This window comes from Acinetobacter beijerinckii CIP 110307 (genome assembly GCF_000369005.1).
Taxonomy (GTDB): domain Bacteria; phylum Pseudomonadota; class Gammaproteobacteria; order Pseudomonadales; family Moraxellaceae; genus Acinetobacter; species Acinetobacter beijerinckii.
The window spans coordinates 857,347-874,254 of record NZ_KB849765.1; the positions used below are offsets into that span (position 1 = coordinate 857,347).

The following is a 16,908-nucleotide window of genomic DNA, read 5'->3' on the forward strand; positions in this document are numbered from 1 at the left end:
ATGATTGAGAGTTGGTTTTTTGTTTTGGCGATGATCGCAGTGTTACTTATTCCAGGGCCTACAAATGCTTTATTAGCCAGTTCAACACATCAACAAGGTGTTTTAAAAACAATCTCATTCATTCCTGTTGAATGGTTGGGTTATGTCTATGGCATAGGTTTATGGGCACTGTTCATTCATTTATTTGACCCGATTTGGCCAGCTTTAAATATCATCTTGCATGTGTGTAGTGTGGCATATGTATTGTGGTTAGCCTTTCACTTATGGAAAAGCTCGCATTTACAGAAACATTATCAACACCATCAGCAAATTAGTCGGGCTAAGCTGTTTATCTCGACCTTAAAAAATCCAAAAACGCTACTGTTGGCTGCGGGTATTTTTCCCGTAGAAACATGGAATTCTGCCGAAAATTCAATACTTGTATTTGCTGTCTTTACCGTTGTGCTTATTCCAGTTTCTATATTTTGGATGATCTTTGGACGTGCGTTACTAGCAGGAAATCTGATAGGAATTAATGCCGACCATTTATATAAAGGATCGGCAATGTTGCTGATGATTTGTATGCTACCAATGATTTTTCGATTCTTTTAAAACAACTACTTTAAGCTTTATTGCTTTTGATTTTCTGGCGAATAAAGCCAATAATTCCCGGTAGAATACTGATGATAATAATACCGAAAATTAAGTGGGTGAAATTATCTTTCACAATGGGCATGTTTCCAAACAAATAACCTAATGTAATAAATGATGCAATCCAACAGAACGCACCGACGACATTATAGGTTAAAAAATACTTATAATTCATGCTGCCAGCACCCGCAACAAAAGGTGCAAAGGTTCGTGCAAAAGGAACAAAGCGAGCAAAAATAATGGTTTTACCACCATGACGCTCAAAAAATTGCTGTGTTTGAAGTAAATGTTTTTTATTGATGAAGCGAGAATTGGTTTCAAAAACACGCGGGCCAATATAACGACCAATATGATAATTCAAGGTATCGCCCAATACCGCCGCAATAAATAGCAGTATACCCAATAACCATGGGTCCATCGCTCCAGTTGAAGCAGCCAAAGCACCCGCAGCGAAAAGCAAACTGTCGCCTGGCAAAAATGGCATGACGACCAGACCGGTTTCAACAAAGATAATTAAAAACAAAATGGCATATATCCATACACCATAGTTTTTGATAAATTCTAAAAGATGTTCGTCAACGTGCAGAATAAAATCAATCAGTTCCATGAAACTTTTAACAGTATAAATTTGAGCTAAATCCTAGCAGTGCGGTTATAGAATGTCAGTATAAAAAGCAAATTAATTAGTAACAGCGATCGAAGCGTGATAAGTAAAAAATAAACAGAAATTCATGGTTTTTGTTGCAAATATAGAACAATGCATTCACTAATTTGATGTTTATTGCAATATAAAAGATACATACACTGTTCTTATGTTAAAAAACAAACAGAGTAAAACAATCATGTTAAATCCAAATGTTGTTGTAAAAAATATCGTCACTCAGTCAGGTGTAGAGAATACGGTGACACTGATCGCTCGTATCCTAATGGCTTATATTTTCATTATTGCAGGCTGGGGTAAGCTGACGGCTTATGGAGCAACGGCAGGCTATATGGAGTCAATGGGTGTCCCTGCTGCACTTTTACCGCTGACTATTTTAGTTGAATTTGGTGGTGGTTTGGCATTGTTATTTGGTTTCCAAGCACGCTTTGCAGCATTTGGCTTGGGCGTTTTTAGTATTATCACGGCGTTTATTTTTCATGGCGCAGATGATCAATCTCAACAAATTAACTTTATGAAAAATTTAGCAATGTCGGGTGGATTATTTTATTTGATGTTACATGGCGCGGGTCGTCTCAGCCTTGATCACGCAATCGAAAAATAACACGCATACCATGCACACCCCGTAACCAACGGGGTGATGCGATTTAAGAGATAGTGAAAGAAATCGTTTGATTACAAATAGAAGCCGACATCGCTTTGAATTTCTGTTTAGATCTTCATAAATGCATAATTTAGGAGATGACAATGAAGAAAACGATTTTAAGCTGTGGTTTTGCCATATTAGCGGGTTTATCGACATTCACATGGGCTGGTAAAGACGATCATGTCATTGTGCAAGAAGCAGCGAAAAATATTGTGAGTGTTGCTCAGGCTACGAAATTGGCAGATGAAACAGGCGTGACGCTCACTGGTCAAATTACAAAGCACCTAAAAAGTGATCACTACGAGTTTAAAGATAAAAGTGGTGTGATTAGTGTTGAGATTGATGATGATATTTGGCGTAAAGCTGCTTTAAAGGTCGGCGACCATGTTCGCTTAGTGGGTGAGGTGGACACGCATCGCTATAAACCAACAGATATTGAAGTGATTAGCATTGAAAAAATTGTCCATTAAGCAAATAAAAAAGGAAGCTGAAGCTTCCTTTTTTATAGCCTATATAGTTTTAAAGCATAAAGTGAATTTGCATTTCCCCTACGAGGAAACCTAGCACTGCACCGACAATAATCAATGACCATTCATCTTCTTTAAAAGCAGGGCGAAGCATTCCTTCAAATTCTTCAGGGCTCAGCTTTTGCATACGCTCTACCAAGGTGTTGCGTACATTCATCGCATCTTCTGCATAAGATTCGACATAGCGCATGGTATCGGGTAGTTGTTTTAAAATACGTTCAGCTACTTCTGCTTTTAGGTTTTGATACTTTTCACCACCAATGGCATAAACCACCAATGGACGAACAATACCAGCTTGTAAATCAATTTCTTGTTTAACTTGACGGCTGACCAATTCAATGACTTTATCTGAATGTGTGCCAGAAAAAAGCTCTTCCATCATATTGCGAGAGGTGAGTAATTGTTTTGAGATTAATGCAGCGTAATCTGCGGCAACTTCATTTTGACGTTTAATGAAAAGACCTTGCCATGTATAACCCAGAATCTTTTTTGGGTACAACGGTCTGAACATCATTTGTAAAGCCATCCAGTCACTGAAAAAGCCGACAAATCCACCAAACATTGGCAACATCCACGGATATTTACCTTGGGTCACGATCCAACACAGCATTTGTACAACGCCGATTGCAAAACCAAAGACGAAACCCACGTTACTGAAAAATTTAAATTCTTGTTTACCCACTTTTTTAAAGATTTCGTTCAGAAGACGTTTATCTTTAAGTAAATTGTTGACCACCATATGCTTAATATCGAAGTACTTGGTCACATCTTTTTGTACTTCACTCATAATATGTTCAACAATTTCAGGCGCTTTAGTCTGAACTCGTTTAATTAATTTTTGACGGGCAAATTCAGGCATACCTTCCCATAAACCCGGTTGATATTGTTGCGCAACTTCACGGGTAATATCTTCGGCAGCAGCCATGAGAGGTTTTTCAATTTCTTTGGCAATACGTTTGGGATCGAGTCGTGCAAAAATTTCTTCAGGTTTGATCAGCTTTGAGGTCATCAGCTCAACAGCTGTCGTTGCCATTTTTTCCGCTTTACGTGGAACAATCCCTTGCCAACCGAGTGGTAATCCAAATAATCGTAAGCCTTTAAATTCAAGTGGGGCAAACATCATTTGAATGGCAATGACTTTGGTTATATAACCAATAAAACCACTAATAAACGGGATTGAAATATATAACCAGAAATTCTGTTGAAAATCCGCAATCATTTCTTGAAACATTATTTTATTGGTCCTTCAAGTCCTAATTGTTGCTCGTAATACGGCAAGCCATAGATGATAGTGAAAATTTTTTAGGATATCGGCAATTTGCCAATATCTTTAGGCTTTAATAAATTTTTAGTTACCCTTTTTTTAAGGATATCGCGATCGCATAAAACGCAAGCGATGATGCTGATTGAATACCTTTCCATGGTAAAGCAAAATTTCGCTTTATCATCTTAGCACCAATTTTTGCTTTGTGTTGAGCAGAATCGGCAAGAATTGTTGATTTAACTCTCTCTATTGGCAATGACTTTATGAAATTTTAGTTTAAATATCAGTGTCAATTTACAAGCACATCTAAAAAATAAGATAGATGATGAATTGCGATGCGTCAAAGCGTGAAAAATGTTAGAATGTGGCGCTTAATTCTCTTGCCATTCTGATTAGCCATGACGACCAATACTCAAATTACTGAAGATCGCATCCTTATTTTGGATTTCGGCTCTCAATATAGCCAGCTCATTGCACGTCGTGTGCGTGAAGCAGGTGTCTACTCTGAAATGTATGCATTCGATATGTCTGAAGAAGATATTCGAGCGTTTAATCCTAACGGGATTATTTTATCAGGTGGCCCTGAGAGCGTACATGAAGAGGGGAGTCCACGTGCACCTCAGATCGTATTTGAATTAGGTGTACCAGTTTTAGGTATCTGTTATGGTTTACAAACCATGTCTGAGCAACTTGGCGGTAAGGTTGAGCCGGGTACAGTACATGAGTTTGGCTATGCAGAAGTTGATATTTTAGTTCGTGATAAATTAATTGGTAACTTACAAGACCGTGAAAACCAACTGCATGTTTGGATGAGTCATGGCGATAAAGTCAGCGCGATTCCTGAAGGTTTCAAAGTAACTGCAAGTACACCAAGCTGTCCGTTTGCTGCGGTAAGTGATGAAACTCGCCGTTTCTATGGTGTTCAGTTTCATCCTGAAGTAACGCATACAGCTAAAGGTGCAGAACTTCTTTCTAACTTTGTACATCAAATTTGTGGTTGTCGTGGTCTTTGGACACCTGAACACATTATTGATTTACGTGTAGAACAATTGCGCCAACAAATCGGTGATCAAAAAGTTCTTTTAGGTTTATCAGGTGGTGTTGATTCATCTGTTGTTGCTGCGCTTTTGCATAAAGCGATCGGTGATCAACTGACGTGTGTATTTGTAGATAATGGTTTACTTCGTTTAAACGAAGGTGATCAAGTGATGCAAATGTTTGCAGATAACATGGGTATCCGTGTGATTCGTGCAGATGCAGAACAACGTTTCTTAACTGCGTTAGCAGGTGAAGTTGATCCTGAGAAAAAACGTAAAATCATTGGTCGTGAGTTTATTGAAGTATTTGCAGAAGAAGCACGTAAATTAGATGGTGTTAACTTCCTTGCACAAGGTACGATTTATCCAGATGTGATCGAATCTGCTGCAAGCAAACAAGGTAAAGCGCACGTGATCAAATCACACCACAATGTGGGTGGTTTACCTGATGATTTAGAGTTTGAATTGGTAGAGCCGTTACGTGACTTGTTTAAAGATGAAGTACGTAAATTGGGTACAACTTTAGGTTTACCGCATAGCATGATTTACCGTCATCCATTCCCAGGTCCAGGTTTGGGCGTGCGTATCTTGGGTGAAGTGAAAAAAGAATATGCAGACATTCTGCGTCTTGCGGATGACATCTTTATGCAAGAGCTTCGTGCAAGTGGTTGGTATGACAAAACGGCTCAAGCATTCGCTGTATTCCAACCTGTAAAATCAGTCGGTGTGGTAGGTGATGGTCGTCGTTATGCATGGGTGATTGCACTTCGTGCAGTTGAAACCGTTGACTTTATGACAGCGCGTTTTGCTCACTTGCCATACGACTTAGTTGATAAAATCTCAACCCGTATCATGAATGAAATCAAAGATGTTTCACGTGTTGTGTATGACGTGTCATCTAAGCCACCAGCAACGATTGAATGGGAATAATTCAGGGATTTCAAGAAGCGAAGCTTCTTGCCTGAATTGCGCCAAGAGCTGTGCTCGAGGCAGTAAAGATTTCTAAAAATCAAGGAAAGCCGACTTGGAAAAGTCGGTTTTTTTATTTATTAAAAGGTTGGTTATAAAATTAAGTGGGTTCAAACAGAATATATAGTTTTTAAGTCGTATCAGTAGAATTAATTTTATCAAGTAAGTTGAATTTATATCATAGAATATTAGGCATCGTTTCGAAAAGCAAACATGAGAAAAATTATAAAATAGGTTGAGAAGTATCCCTTTATAAAAACATGCCTTAAGCTTTCTTCAAAATACATGGGATATACTTTTCTTATAAAAATAGAGAAAGAAATTGAAAAGCACATAAACACCAAAATGTAGAATGATTTTGAAAGCATTATGTAATTTTCAGAAGGAGCTTTTTTATTAAAAAATATATTTGTTATTTTTTCTGTAAAAAAGATGGAGACTATGGAAGATAATATACCAGACAGAATACTAAAAAAAATTATATTTAACATGTAAAAATCCTATTTTTAAAGAGTAATTTGATTCTGGTACTTCCTTTATAAATCATAAAGAGACAAAGCTTGGCTACCATGTATTTTTATCATCAGACAACTTAAATTATATATTTAAGCTATTGAAATATTTATTAATTATATAAATCTCTCATTCTTTTACATTTTGACAAGAAGCATCAATACATATATTAACATAGGAGAGTGGAGTATTTATAAATTTCATAAACTACAGGAAAACAGCCTTTCTCATAAGTATGAGTTACTGCTGCTTTTAATCCCTCTATATAAAACTCGGAAAGATTAAGATTCTGTTTTTCACAAAATTTATAAATATCAAAATTTACTGCCAATATTTTTTGATCACCTTTTTCAGACTAAATCGACTCTGTCATTATTAACATTCTACTTTATGCTTGAAACTTAGGAAGTGGGTTTGCGTAAGTGTGCCTTGCTATAAATCCCTACATCTCACCACTTCTTTGAATAAAGCTAATACTCTGGAACTATCCCAAAGTCTATGAAAGATCCATACATCACCATTAATTCATTTTTTAATGCGATTTTAATTTCAGGCATCTCAAACTTGGTCACTTGCATGACATTATCGAGTTGTTTGGCGCCAAGAAATATCTTTAATTACACCCGTAATCACAAATCTAAGCAGCTCCATCTTTACACAAATCATTGTTAATAAATAATAAATTTACAAAGATGAATTTCACTCACTTTTCTATGAAACTAAATCATTTTTATTCATGTTGTGAATCAGGTATAAATCACATCATAAAGAAATTAGATTTATCACGGAAATTAGGGTGTCAGATCAATGAGTAAAGAATTTAAATTTACGATAAAGAGTATTCGTTTCGATGAAGACTATCGCCCTTCAGACAATACTCGCATTACCACCAACTTTGCGAATTTGGCTAGAGGCGAAAGTCGTCAAGAGAATTTGCGCAATACTTTAAAAATGATCGACAATCGTTTCAATACTTTGGCACATTGGGATAACCCAAATAGCGATCGCTATTCTGTCGAACTTGAAATTATTTCCGTTGAAATGAAAATTGATGCTGAAAGCAATACAAACGCATTGCCTTTGATTGAAATATTAAAAACCAACATTGTTGATAAAAAAACCAATCAGCGCATTGAAGGCATTGTCGGGAATAATTTTTCTTCTTACGTACGTGATTATGATTTTAGTGTGTTATTGCTTGATCATAATAAAAATCAGTCTGAATTTAAAACACCAGAAAATTTTGGTGATCTACATGGCAACTTATTTAAGAGCTTTATTAACTCAGATACATACAAAGAAAACTTCAAAAAACAGCCTGTGATCTGCCTCAGTGTTTCGAGCAGTAAAGTTTATCGCCGTAGCGAGAATCAACATCCAGTTTTGGGTGTCGAGTATCTCCAAGATGAATACTCTTTAACGGATGAGTATTTCCAAAAAATGGGCTTAAAAGTTCGTTACTTTATGCCGCCAAATAGTGTTGCGCCTTTGGCTTTCTATTTCTCAGGTGATTTATTAAGTGATTACACTAACCTCGAGTTGATCAGTACGATCAGTACGATGGAGAGCTTCCAAAAGATTTATCGCCCTGAGATTTACAACGCTAACTCTGCTGCAGGAACGTCTTATCAACCGAGTTTGAAGAACCAAGATTATTCACTGACTCGCATTGTATATGACCGAGAAGAGCGAAGCCGACTGGCGATTGAACAAGGCAAATTTGTTGAAGAGCAGTTTATCAAACCCTATCAGAATATTCTTGAGCAGTGGGCGAAGGGCTACGCTGATCAAAACTGCGTTGCCGTATAACTATTCCTATTGAGAAGATGATTGAAAATGAAAATATTATTACCGACTTCAACAGCTGGCAGCTTACCAAAACCATCTTGGCTTGCAGAACCAGAAAAGCTTTGGTCACCTTGGAAATTGCAAGATGAAGAGCTGATCCACGGCAAACAAGATGCGTTACGTTTGTCATTGCAAGAACAGCAGCATGCAGGCATTGACATCGTTAGCGATGGGGAGCAAACCCGTCAGCATTTTGTCACCACTTTTATCGAACACCTTGATGGTGTTGATTTTGAAAAACGTGAAACCGTACGAATCCGTGATCGTTATGATGCAAGTGTACCGTCAGTTGTAGGTGCAGTGAGTCGTCAAAAACCTGTTTTTGTTGAAGATGCTAAGTTTTTGCGTCAACAAACCACGCAACCGATTAAATGGGCGTTACCAGGTCCAATGACAATGATTGATACACTTTATGATGGTCATTACAAAAGCCGTGAAAAACTGGCTTGGGAATTTGCCAAAATTCTTAATCAAGAAGCAAGAGAGTTAGAAGCCGCAGGTGTAGATATCATCCAGTTTGATGAGCCAGCATTTAATGTCTTCTTCGATGAAGTAAATGATTGGGGCGTTGCGACTTTAGAGCGTGCACTTGAAGGGCTTAAATGTGAAACCGCTGTCCATATTTGTTATGGTTATGGCATCAAAGCCAATACCGATTGGAAAAAGACTTTGGGTTCAGAATGGCGTCAATATGAAGAAGCCTTCCCTAAGCTGCAAAAATCGAAGATTGATATTATTTCGTTAGAATGCCAAAACTCTCGTGTACCCATGGATCTGATTGAATTGATCCGAGGTAAAAAAGTGATGGTCGGTGCGATTGATGTAGCAACCAATAATATTGAAACGCCTGAAGAAGTTGCTGATACCTTACGCAAAGCACTCCAGTTCGTTGATGCTGACAAGCTCTATCCATCGACCAACTGCGGTATGGCACCTTTAGCGCGTGAAGTCGCACGAGGTAAACTCAATGCATTAAGTGCTGGTGCAGCCATTGTGCGTAGAGAACTTTCTGCTTAATATGCATCGAAATCTTAATATGTAATAGATTGCCGATTTTATTTGATTGAATCGGCAATTTTGGACTTGATTAAAAGCACATATCACTTCACTCAGTATTTATTTAAATCAAATATTTATCTGTACAAATCGAATGGTCTAGCTCAGTTAAAAGCACGGCTCAATTGCAGGAACTCAATGATGATTGAATCAACAGACTTTAAAAATGCGATGTCTTTTTTGACCAGTGCCGTGAGTGTTGTGACGACTACAGGTTTATCAGGTCGTTATGGATTTACTGCATCCGCAGTATGTAGTGTGACGGATTCACCGCCAACATTATTGGTTTGTATGAATAAAGCATCGAGTTCACATGCACATTTTGTCGAAAATCAAATTTTAACTGTGAATGTTTTAGGCGCACATCATGAACATATTTCGAAAGTATTTTCGTCTAAATTAATGCCAGAAGAGCGTTTTAAACATGGCATTTGGACAGAGTTGGAAACAGGTGCTCCTGTTTTGGATGATGCTTTGGTAAGTTTTGATTGCGAGATTGAACAAATCCAAGAAGTTGGAACACATACTATTTTTATTTGTCCTATTGTGGCGATTCAACGCAGTCAGCATGACCAAAGTTTGGTTTATTTTAATCGTGCTTATCATCAGGTGGGACAAACAGAAACTGCCTAAAGCTTTTTCATTACAGAAATAAGTTCTGAACAGCTTATGCCATTTGATCAATATGGTTAAGAATCATTAAATCAATAATTTTATAAAAATATAATTTTCAATCATTTATACATTTTTAGATCAACATAATATGATGAGCTTTTTAGCTCATTTTTTATTTAATATTTTAAGATATATCTTTTTAATAAATAATCCATTGAATATCAATTGAATAAAACAAAAATAATATCTTAACTTGATTAAAGATTTATTAAGATATATCTTTATACGCATAAATTAAGCAATTGCGAAAAATAAAAATGAGACATCACTTCAATCATCATGAAAATGAACGTGACACTCACCAACGAACAGGTCGTCGTGGGCGATTGTTTGAATCTGGACGGATGAAACTATTGGTTTTGCATTTAATCCAGCAAAGGCCAAAGCATGGTTATGAAATTATTAAAGAAATTAGTGATCTTGTGGGTGATGGCTATACCCCAAGTGCAGGGACGATCTATCCAACACTCACCAGTTTAGAAGAAATGAACTGTATTGCTCTTATTAATACTGAACGCAAGCAATACCAAATCACGGAATATGGTGAGGCTTATTTGCTTGAGCAAAAAGAGATGCTAAGCGCTTTATTGGAAAAGCTGCGAGTGAAACGAGAAATTCATAATAATGACGATTTGATTGATATTCATCGTGCGATGGAAAATCTCAAAACAGCATTGCGTTTAAAATTGAATGTCTCGGATTTATCGCAACAACAGATTCACCAAATCGCTGAAAAGATTGATCAAGCTGCGATAGCAATAGGTCGGTTATGAATTGGGAGTCAGTATGCCAGAGCTCAAACAAAAAAATAAACAGGCTGGTTTGCGTGAGACGCATCCTCGCATTGCGGTTTTATCTTTGCTCACTCAACAGAAAGCAGATCTTACTGTTAAGCAAATTTACCAACGCTTAAATTTACAAAAGCAGCAATTAAGTTTGCCAACAGTGTATCGAGTTGTGATTGATTTGGTTCTAGCAGGATTATTGGTGAGTTATCAATTTCATCGTGCTGAAACCAAATTTAATCTCCCCAATATGAGCAAGAATCAATTGCTACAAATTTACTGTGCAGACTTGACCAAGGCAAAGCAGGGGCGATTTTTACAGTCCTTAGAAGCGGTGTTTAATCAGTTTCAGATTGATCTTATGCAGATTGAAATCAAAGAAAGTACTTAAAACGTTTTTGGAGTAACTAGATGAAACAACATCAATATCATGTCACCTTGCAGCATTTAAAAGATGCGCAAGGGCAAGTGTCTAATTACAGCGAGCGATTAGAATTTTATACAGGTAATCATGATGATATTTTTGAGATCGTTGAACGGTTGAAGAAAGCAGCTTTATTTGATGATCAAACCACTAAATCATTTGCGGTTGGACTTAAATTATTTAGTGAGGTCATGCTGGAAAATCGAGATCATCCTTTATTTGAGGAATTTCTGCCGCAGTTCGGTCAATTTATGAAACATTTAAAGCAACAGGTAAAGAAATAGTGCCGAATTTAAACGATATGAATTTAATGGATAAAAAACGATTTATAAAGAAACTACCTGCAAAATATGCAGCTTGGATATTGCCCTTAATTCTGTCCTTTTTTATGAGTGGCGCTTTGTCATTGATTAATATGTGGATGAGTATTGGCTTCATTCCAGCATTTTTAAGTAAATGGTCAGCAGTATGGATGTTCTCTTGGCTGATTGCTTATCCATTGGTTTTGTTTTTATTGCCAATTGTAAGACGTTTAACTGGATGTATTGTTGATATGCAAACTCATTCATGACAATGTGGAGCCCTTCTATGGGCAGGAGGTCAGAAAGATAAGTTTGAATAAAGATTGTCTCATTGATAACACTCTGCGTATTACTAAAAGACTATATTGATTCATATTTCTGTTGATAAGATCAATAAAACAACTCATTGCAATAGCATAGGTAAAGAGAGCGACATCATGAGCAATAATAACGATTACGATATTTCTGATTCAAAAGATTGTGAAACTTATATTAATCAATTTATTCAAGATTTTACGATTCGATCTGCGGAGATTGGTAAAGGAACGATCATTAAGCGTGCTTTACCGAGTCGACAAAAACGCTTAGTGGGTGCGTGGTGTTTTCTTGACCATGCTGGTCCAGTCAGTTTTCCTGCTGGTGATGGCTTGGATGTGGGACCTCATCCGCATATTGGTTTGCAAACGTTTACATGGATGATTGAAGGCACCATGATGCATACCGATAGCCTAGGTTCAAAACAACTGATTCGACCAAAACAAGTGAATTTAATGACTGCGGGTCATGGTATTTCACATACTGAAGTTGCGCCTGATACTGAAACCAAAATGCATGCTGCACAACTTTGGATTGCTCTGCCTGATGACAAGCGCGATATGCAGCCTGATTTTCAGCATTATCCAGAGCTGCCAACTGTGGTCAAAGATCAGGTTGAATTCACCGTGCTCGTGGGTGATTTCTTAGATACAGTTTCTCCAGTTCAAGTGCATACTCCGTTATTAGGCGTAGACCTCACAGCTCAAGCTGATACCAAAACTCGTATTCCACTCAACCCAAAATTTGAATATGCATTTATGGCGCTTGAAGGCACAGCACGTGTAAACGGTCATGAATTAAATGCCGATAATATGGTGGTGCTAGAAACTGGATTGACTGAGATTGAGGTTGAAATCAATTCTGCTAATAGAGTACTTCTGATCGGTGGAGAACCGTTTGAATCACCTATTTTACTTTGGTGGAATTTTGTTGGAAGAACGCGTGAAGATTTAGATCAAGCACGTGAAGATTGGATCAATCATTCAACTCGTTTTGGTGAAATTCCAGATTATCAAGGCAAGCGCTTAGAAGCACCAGTATTACCAGAGCAGATGAGGGCGTCGAAATGAGTATTATTGCAAGTGCGAAAGTTTTGACTTTGGCTGAACCTTGGAAAGGTGAGGTTAGCAGTGGAACACACCAATTTTTGACAGATAAACCAGAATCTTTTGGTGGTCATGATACGGGACCAGCACCTTATGATTTTCTGACAAGCAGTTTGGCCTCATGCACCATGATTACCTTACGAATGTATGCACAACATAAAGAAATCGACTTGGGTGAGTTTAGTGTTGAAGTCGATTTTCATACCAATCGAGAACAACAGGAACGAATAGAGCGTCGGGTAATATTTGTACAACCGATTTCACAAGACTTAAAAGAAAAACTTCTTAATGTCTGTAGTAAGACACCAGTTACTAAAACTTTGTTACGCAGTTTAGACATTCAGACGGTGATTCTTTAAGGTGATAATGCTATTGTGCTTGGGCAAAACATAATTCTAAACGCAACTGTTAGAGGGATTGAAGCAGCAGTTGCGTAGCACAAAGCAGGCACACAAATGATTACCTTACATTATCTGCAATGCTCACGTTCGTTTCGAATACTGTGGGCATTAGAGGAGCTTGGTATGGACTACCAAGTTGAGTATTATCAAAGGTCGCCCAGTTACGCAGCTCCTGAAAGTCTCAAACAAATCCATCCATTAGGCAAAGCGCCAATATTAGTGGATGAGGATGATGTGATTGCCGAGTCCGCTGTGATCTTGGATTATCTGCAACAGCAGTATGATGCGCTTCAGCAATTTAAACCTCAGCAAGCTAAAGATCAAAGACAATATGCTTACTGGATGCATTATGCAGAAGGTTCTTTAATGCCGTTATTGGTGATGACTCTAGTCATCAACAATGTAAGTAAACATGTGCCTTGGGTGATTCGTCCAATTGCTGAAAAGATTACTGATGGCATAAAAGGTGGATTTATTCGTCCTCGTGTTAAAGAGCATATCCTTTATTTAGAGCAGTTCTTATCTGAAAATGATTATTTTGCAGGTGATTTTTCATTTGCCGATATTCAAATGGCATTCCCATTGATTGCCTTGCAAAAACGTTTACATGGTAAATATCCGAATATACAAGCTTTTGTACAACGTGTTCAGGAGCGAGCAGCTTTTCAGCGTGCGGAACAAAAAAGTTTGGATTCTGAGTGTTCTTAATATCCAAGCAAAAATAAAAAGGAACGATTTATCGTTCCTTTTTATTATCAATACAATTTTTTAACGTTTAATCACAATTGAATCAATACCACTATGTTGTAAGGTTTGCTGCGCTGCAAGGGCAGCATCTTGGCTATCATACGGTCCTGAGAAAACACGATACCAAGTTTGCCCATTTTCAACACTTTTCACCACATCAGCAGATAATCCATTCAGAATAATTTCTGCACGACGTGCATCGGCACTATCAGGATCAGGATAACTTCGTACTTGTAAAATATACGTTGCTGGCGCAGGAGCTGTTTGTTCAGAAGAACCGATAACAGCTGGATCTTCTGTTGTCGTTTCTGGTTTTGGCGATTCGATAATGACCACATTGCCCTGTTGTTTGGTTTCAGGAACAGCTTGTTCAGGAATTGGGGTCACTTGCTGTTGAGGCAATAAATCATAGAAGCGATAATCTTTGTTGGTATCTTCTTCTTGATAATGTTCCGATGGAACTTGATTCTTGGCAGGAACAGGCTGCCAAGGTTGCCAAAGCATGAGCATCACGCCTACACACAGGATCGCTAGAATTGCGACAAGCATGCCTAGCCACTTTGGAATAAGCGGTTTTTGCGGCTTGTTTGGTCGTTCAGATACACCACGTTGCGTTTTTCCAAACACCTGAAATTCCTCTTGATCCTATTATGCTATTTGTAACTTGAATCTTCTGAGAAACAAAGCATTATGTGTAAAATAATGCTTTGTTTACGATATAAAATGTAGCAACTTGAGTGGTTTCAAACCTTTCTTTGCATCTTGACTGCTATATAGCCAAATATGACACAAGGGCCTAGGTGATGTATTACATTGACTCAGGTGCTGATACACCTAGTAAGTCTAAACCATTACGTAAAACTTGCTGTACGTTAATTGAAAGTAATAAACGTGCTTGAGATAAAGGGATATTAGCTTCATCAACAAATTTAACGCCATCTTGTGCATACCATCCATGAAATAACGCAGCAAGATCTTTCAAGTAGTTACCAATTTGATGCGGTTCACAGACATTTGCAGCACGAATTACAATTTCAGGATAAGCTGCTAATTTAGCTAGAATTTCTGTTTCAGTATCCAATGCTAACAGGTTAGCAACTTGGCGTGCAGATGCGACGTCAAATGCAATGCCTTTCTCTTTGGCACGGTTCACAATACTGTTGACACGCGCATGCGCATATTGAATGTAATACACGGCATTATCTTTACTTTGTGAAACTGCAAGGTCTAAATCAAAGTCGATGTGTTGTTCAGATTTACGCATTACATAGTAGAAGCGTGCTGCGTCATTACCGACTTCTTTACGTAGGTCGCGTAAAGTCACGAACTGACCTGAACGAGATGACATTTGTACCATCTCGCCACCACGCCACAAGCTCACGAACTGAACTAAAAGTACAGTCAGTTTCTTCGAGTCATAGCCCATAGCATCGATTGCCGCTTTCACACGCGAGATATAACCGTGGTGATCTGAACCCCAAATATCAATTAGGTCAGTATAACCACGTTGTAGTTTATTCAGGTGATAGGCAATGTCGGATGCAAAATAAGTGGTTTGACCGTTACGACGTTTCACAACACGGTCTTTTTCATCACCAAATTCAGTCGATTTAAACCAGATATTGCCATCTTTTTCGTAAAGGAAGCCACGTTGATCTAAAGTTGTAAGCGCTTCATCAATTTTTTCAGCGAGAGATGCTTCGCTAAACCATTTGTCAAAGGTTACACCAAAGTCAGCAAGGTCGTCTTTAATATCATCTAAAATTGCATGTAATGCGGTTTGATGAAAAACGCGATAGCCTTCGCCTAAATGTTGTTGTGAGTTGGCAATTAAGCCATCGATATGTTTTTCTTTATCCCCAGAAAGTACGACTTTGTTGCCATCAGCATCGAGTTCTTCTGCGTATTGAACATCTTCGGGTACATCTTTGTAGATGTCAGCGACTGGACGAACCAGTGTTTCACCATGTTTATCTATAATGCTTTGTGCAATTTCTTTAACGTAGTCGCCTTGATACGCATTTTTAGGGAAAACTAATGTTTGTCCTGTGAGTTCTAAGTAGCGCAAATAGGTTGAGGTTGCCAAAATGTCCATTTGACGACCAGCATCGTTTACATAGTATTCACGATCAACTTTTGCGCCTGTTGCTTCAAGTAAGTTCGCAACAGTCATACCGTAGGCTGCACCACGACCATGTCCAACATGTAAGCTAGACGTTGGGTTGGCAGATACAAATTCAACTTGGATTTTCTTTGCTGCATTTGCTTGGCTACGACCGTATTGATCTTTTTGTGCTTGAATTTGATCAAGAACGACGAAGCGCTGATCTGCATTTAAAAAGAAGTTAATAAAACCAGGACCTGCAATTTCAGCTTTGCTGATATCAATCACTTCTGGCAGCGCAGCTAAGATTTTCTCAGCAAGATCACGAGGTTTCATGCCAGCAGCTTTAGAGCCGATCATGGCAATATTTGAAGCAAAGTCTCCGTGACTTCGGTCTTTAGTACGGGTTAAATGGCTCGTATTGGTAAAATCTGAAGGAAGGATCCCTTGTTGTTGAAGGGATTGCACCGCATGATCAAGAGCTGCTTGTATTGCCGTATTCATAGTTACCGAAATAAATGTCGCGGAAAAACGTTAAATATAGCAAATTTCACTCAGTTTAGGGGAGTGATTTGTACATGAGAATATATAAATTTAGTTAGATGTCATCTGTAGCTTTTTCCGATGACTAAGAGCGATATTATGATTTTGGGCTAATGTTATGAATCAATCAAAGGGCGATCGAATAAGACTAAAGTAAGGTAAATGCTATTGATAGCAGTATTTCACAAAACAGTTCGATCATTTATTTAAAAAATGGCTTAAGTGCGGCAGAATTAATCTAAATCAGTTTCTATTTTCTGGATGTAAAATATAATTATATTGATATGAATATGAAAAATATATTAATTTTGTAAATTATCAACAGTGTATATATTTATTAAATACTGTTGGAGAT

18 protein-coding genes are annotated in these 16,908 nt (G+C 37.8%); 14 read left to right on the top strand and 4 right to left on the bottom strand.

The window, feature by feature from the left end; all coding sequences use genetic code 11:
• Window positions 1-591: a LysE family translocator gene (locus tag F933_RS09575; RefSeq protein ID WP_034710691.1), complete on the top strand. Its 591-nt coding sequence runs from the start codon at window positions 1-3 to the stop codon at window positions 589-591.
• A 10-nt stretch (window positions 592-601) separates the two neighbouring features.
• Here the strand turns inward: F933_RS09575 and F933_RS09580 are convergent, their stop codons facing one another.
• Window positions 602-1,237 carry a DedA family protein gene (locus tag F933_RS09580; RefSeq protein WP_005055536.1) on the bottom strand — a complete coding sequence of 212 codons (636 nt, stop codon included), beginning with the start codon at window positions 1,235-1,237 and terminating at the stop codon, window positions 602-604.
• 235 nt (window positions 1,238-1,472) lie between these two features.
• Here F933_RS09580 and F933_RS09585 point away from each other — a divergent pair, with 235 nt between their 5' ends.
• Window positions 1,473-1,895 (top strand): DoxX family protein, encoded by a 423-nt coding sequence (locus tag F933_RS09585; protein WP_005060717.1) that lies wholly within the window; start codon window positions 1,473-1,475, stop codon window positions 1,893-1,895.
• Between the two features lie 143 nt (window positions 1,896-2,038).
• The gene (locus tag F933_RS09590; RefSeq protein ID WP_005060720.1) at window positions 2,039-2,407 is read left to right on the top strand and encodes a NirD/YgiW/YdeI family stress tolerance protein; all 369 of its coding nucleotides are present in this window, start codon (window positions 2,039-2,041) and stop codon (window positions 2,405-2,407) included.
• Between the two features lie 49 nt (window positions 2,408-2,456).
• Here the strand turns inward: F933_RS09590 and F933_RS09595 are convergent, their stop codons facing one another.
• Entirely contained in the window at window positions 2,457-3,683 is a 1,227-nt protein-coding gene (locus F933_RS09595; protein WP_171065796.1) for a DUF445 family protein, read from the bottom strand.
• Between the two features lie 443 nt (window positions 3,684-4,126).
• Here F933_RS09595 and guaA point away from each other — a divergent pair, with 443 nt between their 5' ends.
• The 11 genes from guaA to F933_RS09650 all read left to right on the top strand — a co-directional run bounded on the left by guaA (window position 4,127) and on the right by F933_RS09650 (window position 13,867).
• Complete coding sequence (gene guaA, locus F933_RS09600) at window positions 4,127-5,695, top strand: glutamine-hydrolyzing GMP synthase (protein ID WP_005060724.1); 1,569 nt, start codon at window positions 4,127-4,129, stop codon at window positions 5,693-5,695.
• 1,359 nt (window positions 5,696-7,054) lie between these two features.
• A complete protein-coding gene (locus F933_RS09605) occupies window positions 7,055-8,056 on the top strand; it encodes a DUF1852 domain-containing protein (RefSeq protein WP_005060726.1) in 1,002 nt (333 codons plus the stop codon).
• Window positions 8,057-8,083: 27 nt separating this feature from the next.
• Complete coding sequence (locus F933_RS09610; RefSeq protein WP_005060728.1) at window positions 8,084-9,112, top strand: methionine synthase; 1,029 nt, start codon at window positions 8,084-8,086, stop codon at window positions 9,110-9,112.
• A gap of 180 nt (window positions 9,113-9,292) precedes the next feature.
• Window positions 9,293-9,784 carry a flavin reductase gene (locus F933_RS09615; RefSeq protein WP_034710966.1) on the top strand — a complete coding sequence of 164 codons (492 nt, stop codon included), beginning with the start codon at window positions 9,293-9,295 and terminating at the stop codon, window positions 9,782-9,784.
• Between the two features lie 299 nt (window positions 9,785-10,083).
• Window positions 10,084-10,599, top strand: a complete 516-nt coding sequence (locus F933_RS09620; RefSeq protein WP_005060733.1) for a PadR family transcriptional regulator — start codon at window positions 10,084-10,086, stop codon at window positions 10,597-10,599.
• 13 nt (window positions 10,600-10,612) lie between these two features.
• Window positions 10,613-11,002 carry a Fur family transcriptional regulator gene (locus F933_RS09625; protein ID WP_005060736.1) on the top strand — a complete coding sequence of 130 codons (390 nt, stop codon included), beginning with the start codon at window positions 10,613-10,615 and terminating at the stop codon, window positions 11,000-11,002.
• A gap of 20 nt (window positions 11,003-11,022) precedes the next feature.
• Complete coding sequence (locus tag F933_RS09630) at window positions 11,023-11,319, top strand: DUF3861 domain-containing protein (RefSeq protein WP_005055551.1); 297 nt, start codon at window positions 11,023-11,025, stop codon at window positions 11,317-11,319.
• A gap of 17 nt (window positions 11,320-11,336) precedes the next feature.
• Window positions 11,337-11,606, top strand: a complete 270-nt coding sequence (locus F933_RS09635; RefSeq protein ID WP_155757861.1) for a DUF2798 domain-containing protein — start codon at window positions 11,337-11,339, stop codon at window positions 11,604-11,606.
• A gap of 168 nt (window positions 11,607-11,774) precedes the next feature.
• On the top strand, window positions 11,775-12,722 hold the full coding sequence (locus tag F933_RS09640; protein WP_005060742.1) for a pirin family protein: 948 nt from the start codon (window positions 11,775-11,777) through the stop codon (window positions 12,720-12,722).
• Complete coding sequence (locus tag F933_RS09645) at window positions 12,719-13,117, top strand: OsmC family protein (RefSeq protein ID WP_005060744.1); 399 nt, start codon at window positions 12,719-12,721, stop codon at window positions 13,115-13,117. The genes F933_RS09640 and F933_RS09645 overlap by 4 nt, the downstream gene beginning before the upstream one ends.
• A gap of 96 nt (window positions 13,118-13,213) precedes the next feature.
• Window positions 13,214-13,867 carry a glutathione S-transferase family protein gene (locus F933_RS09650; RefSeq protein WP_034710699.1) on the top strand — a complete coding sequence of 218 codons (654 nt, stop codon included), beginning with the start codon at window positions 13,214-13,216 and terminating at the stop codon, window positions 13,865-13,867.
• Between the two features lie 60 nt (window positions 13,868-13,927).
• On the opposite strand, the gene F933_RS09655 is transcribed toward F933_RS09650, so the two are convergent.
• The gene (locus F933_RS09655) at window positions 13,928-14,533 is read right to left on the bottom strand and encodes an SPOR domain-containing protein (protein WP_005055557.1); all 606 of its coding nucleotides are present in this window, start codon (window positions 14,531-14,533) and stop codon (window positions 13,928-13,930) included.
• Between the two features lie 181 nt (window positions 14,534-14,714).
• Entirely contained in the window at window positions 14,715-16,514 is a 1,800-nt protein-coding gene (gene argS, locus F933_RS09660) for an arginine--tRNA ligase (protein ID WP_005060746.1), read from the bottom strand.
• Between the last annotated feature and the right edge of the window lie 394 nt (window positions 16,515-16,908).

What these genes read in the sequence shown, in the direction of transcription:
- F933_RS09625 (WP_005060736.1), top strand. Translation starts at nt 10,613, where the DNA reads ATGCCAGAGCTCAAACAAAAAAATAAACAGGCTGGTTTGCGTGAGACG.
- F933_RS09610 (WP_005060728.1), top strand. Translation starts at nt 8,084, where the DNA reads ATGAAAATATTATTACCGACTTCAACAGCTGGCAGCTTACCAAAACCA.
- guaA (WP_005060724.1), top strand. Translation starts at nt 4,127, where the DNA reads ATGACGACCAATACTCAAATTACTGAAGATCGCATCCTTATTTTGGAT.
- F933_RS09615 (WP_034710966.1), top strand. Translation starts at nt 9,293, where the DNA reads ATGATTGAATCAACAGACTTTAAAAATGCGATGTCTTTTTTGACCAGT.
- F933_RS09640 (WP_005060742.1), top strand. Translation starts at nt 11,775, where the DNA reads ATGAGCAATAATAACGATTACGATATTTCTGATTCAAAAGATTGTGAA.
- F933_RS09580 (WP_005055536.1), bottom strand. Translation starts at nt 1,237, where the DNA reads ATGGAACTGATTGATTTTATTCTGCACGTTGACGAACATCTTTTAGAA.
- F933_RS09620 (WP_005060733.1), top strand. Translation starts at nt 10,084, where the DNA reads ATGAGACATCACTTCAATCATCATGAAAATGAACGTGACACTCACCAA.
- F933_RS09630 (WP_005055551.1), top strand. Translation starts at nt 11,023, where the DNA reads ATGAAACAACATCAATATCATGTCACCTTGCAGCATTTAAAAGATGCG.
- F933_RS09635 (WP_155757861.1), top strand. Translation starts at nt 11,337, where the DNA reads ATGAATTTAATGGATAAAAAACGATTTATAAAGAAACTACCTGCAAAA.
- F933_RS09575 (WP_034710691.1), top strand. Translation starts at nt 1, where the DNA reads ATGATTGAGAGTTGGTTTTTTGTTTTGGCGATGATCGCAGTGTTACTT.
- F933_RS09650 (WP_034710699.1), top strand. Translation starts at nt 13,214, where the DNA reads ATGATTACCTTACATTATCTGCAATGCTCACGTTCGTTTCGAATACTG.
- argS (WP_005060746.1), bottom strand. Translation starts at nt 16,514, where the DNA reads ATGAATACGGCAATACAAGCAGCTCTTGATCATGCGGTGCAATCCCTT.
- F933_RS09645 (WP_005060744.1), top strand. Translation starts at nt 12,719, where the DNA reads ATGAGTATTATTGCAAGTGCGAAAGTTTTGACTTTGGCTGAACCTTGG.
- F933_RS09605 (WP_005060726.1), top strand. Translation starts at nt 7,055, where the DNA reads ATGAGTAAAGAATTTAAATTTACGATAAAGAGTATTCGTTTCGATGAA.
- F933_RS09585 (WP_005060717.1), top strand. Translation starts at nt 1,473, where the DNA reads ATGTTAAATCCAAATGTTGTTGTAAAAAATATCGTCACTCAGTCAGGT.
- F933_RS09590 (WP_005060720.1), top strand. Translation starts at nt 2,039, where the DNA reads ATGAAGAAAACGATTTTAAGCTGTGGTTTTGCCATATTAGCGGGTTTA.
- F933_RS09595 (WP_171065796.1), bottom strand. Translation starts at nt 3,683, where the DNA reads ATGATTGCGGATTTTCAACAGAATTTCTGGTTATATATTTCAATCCCG.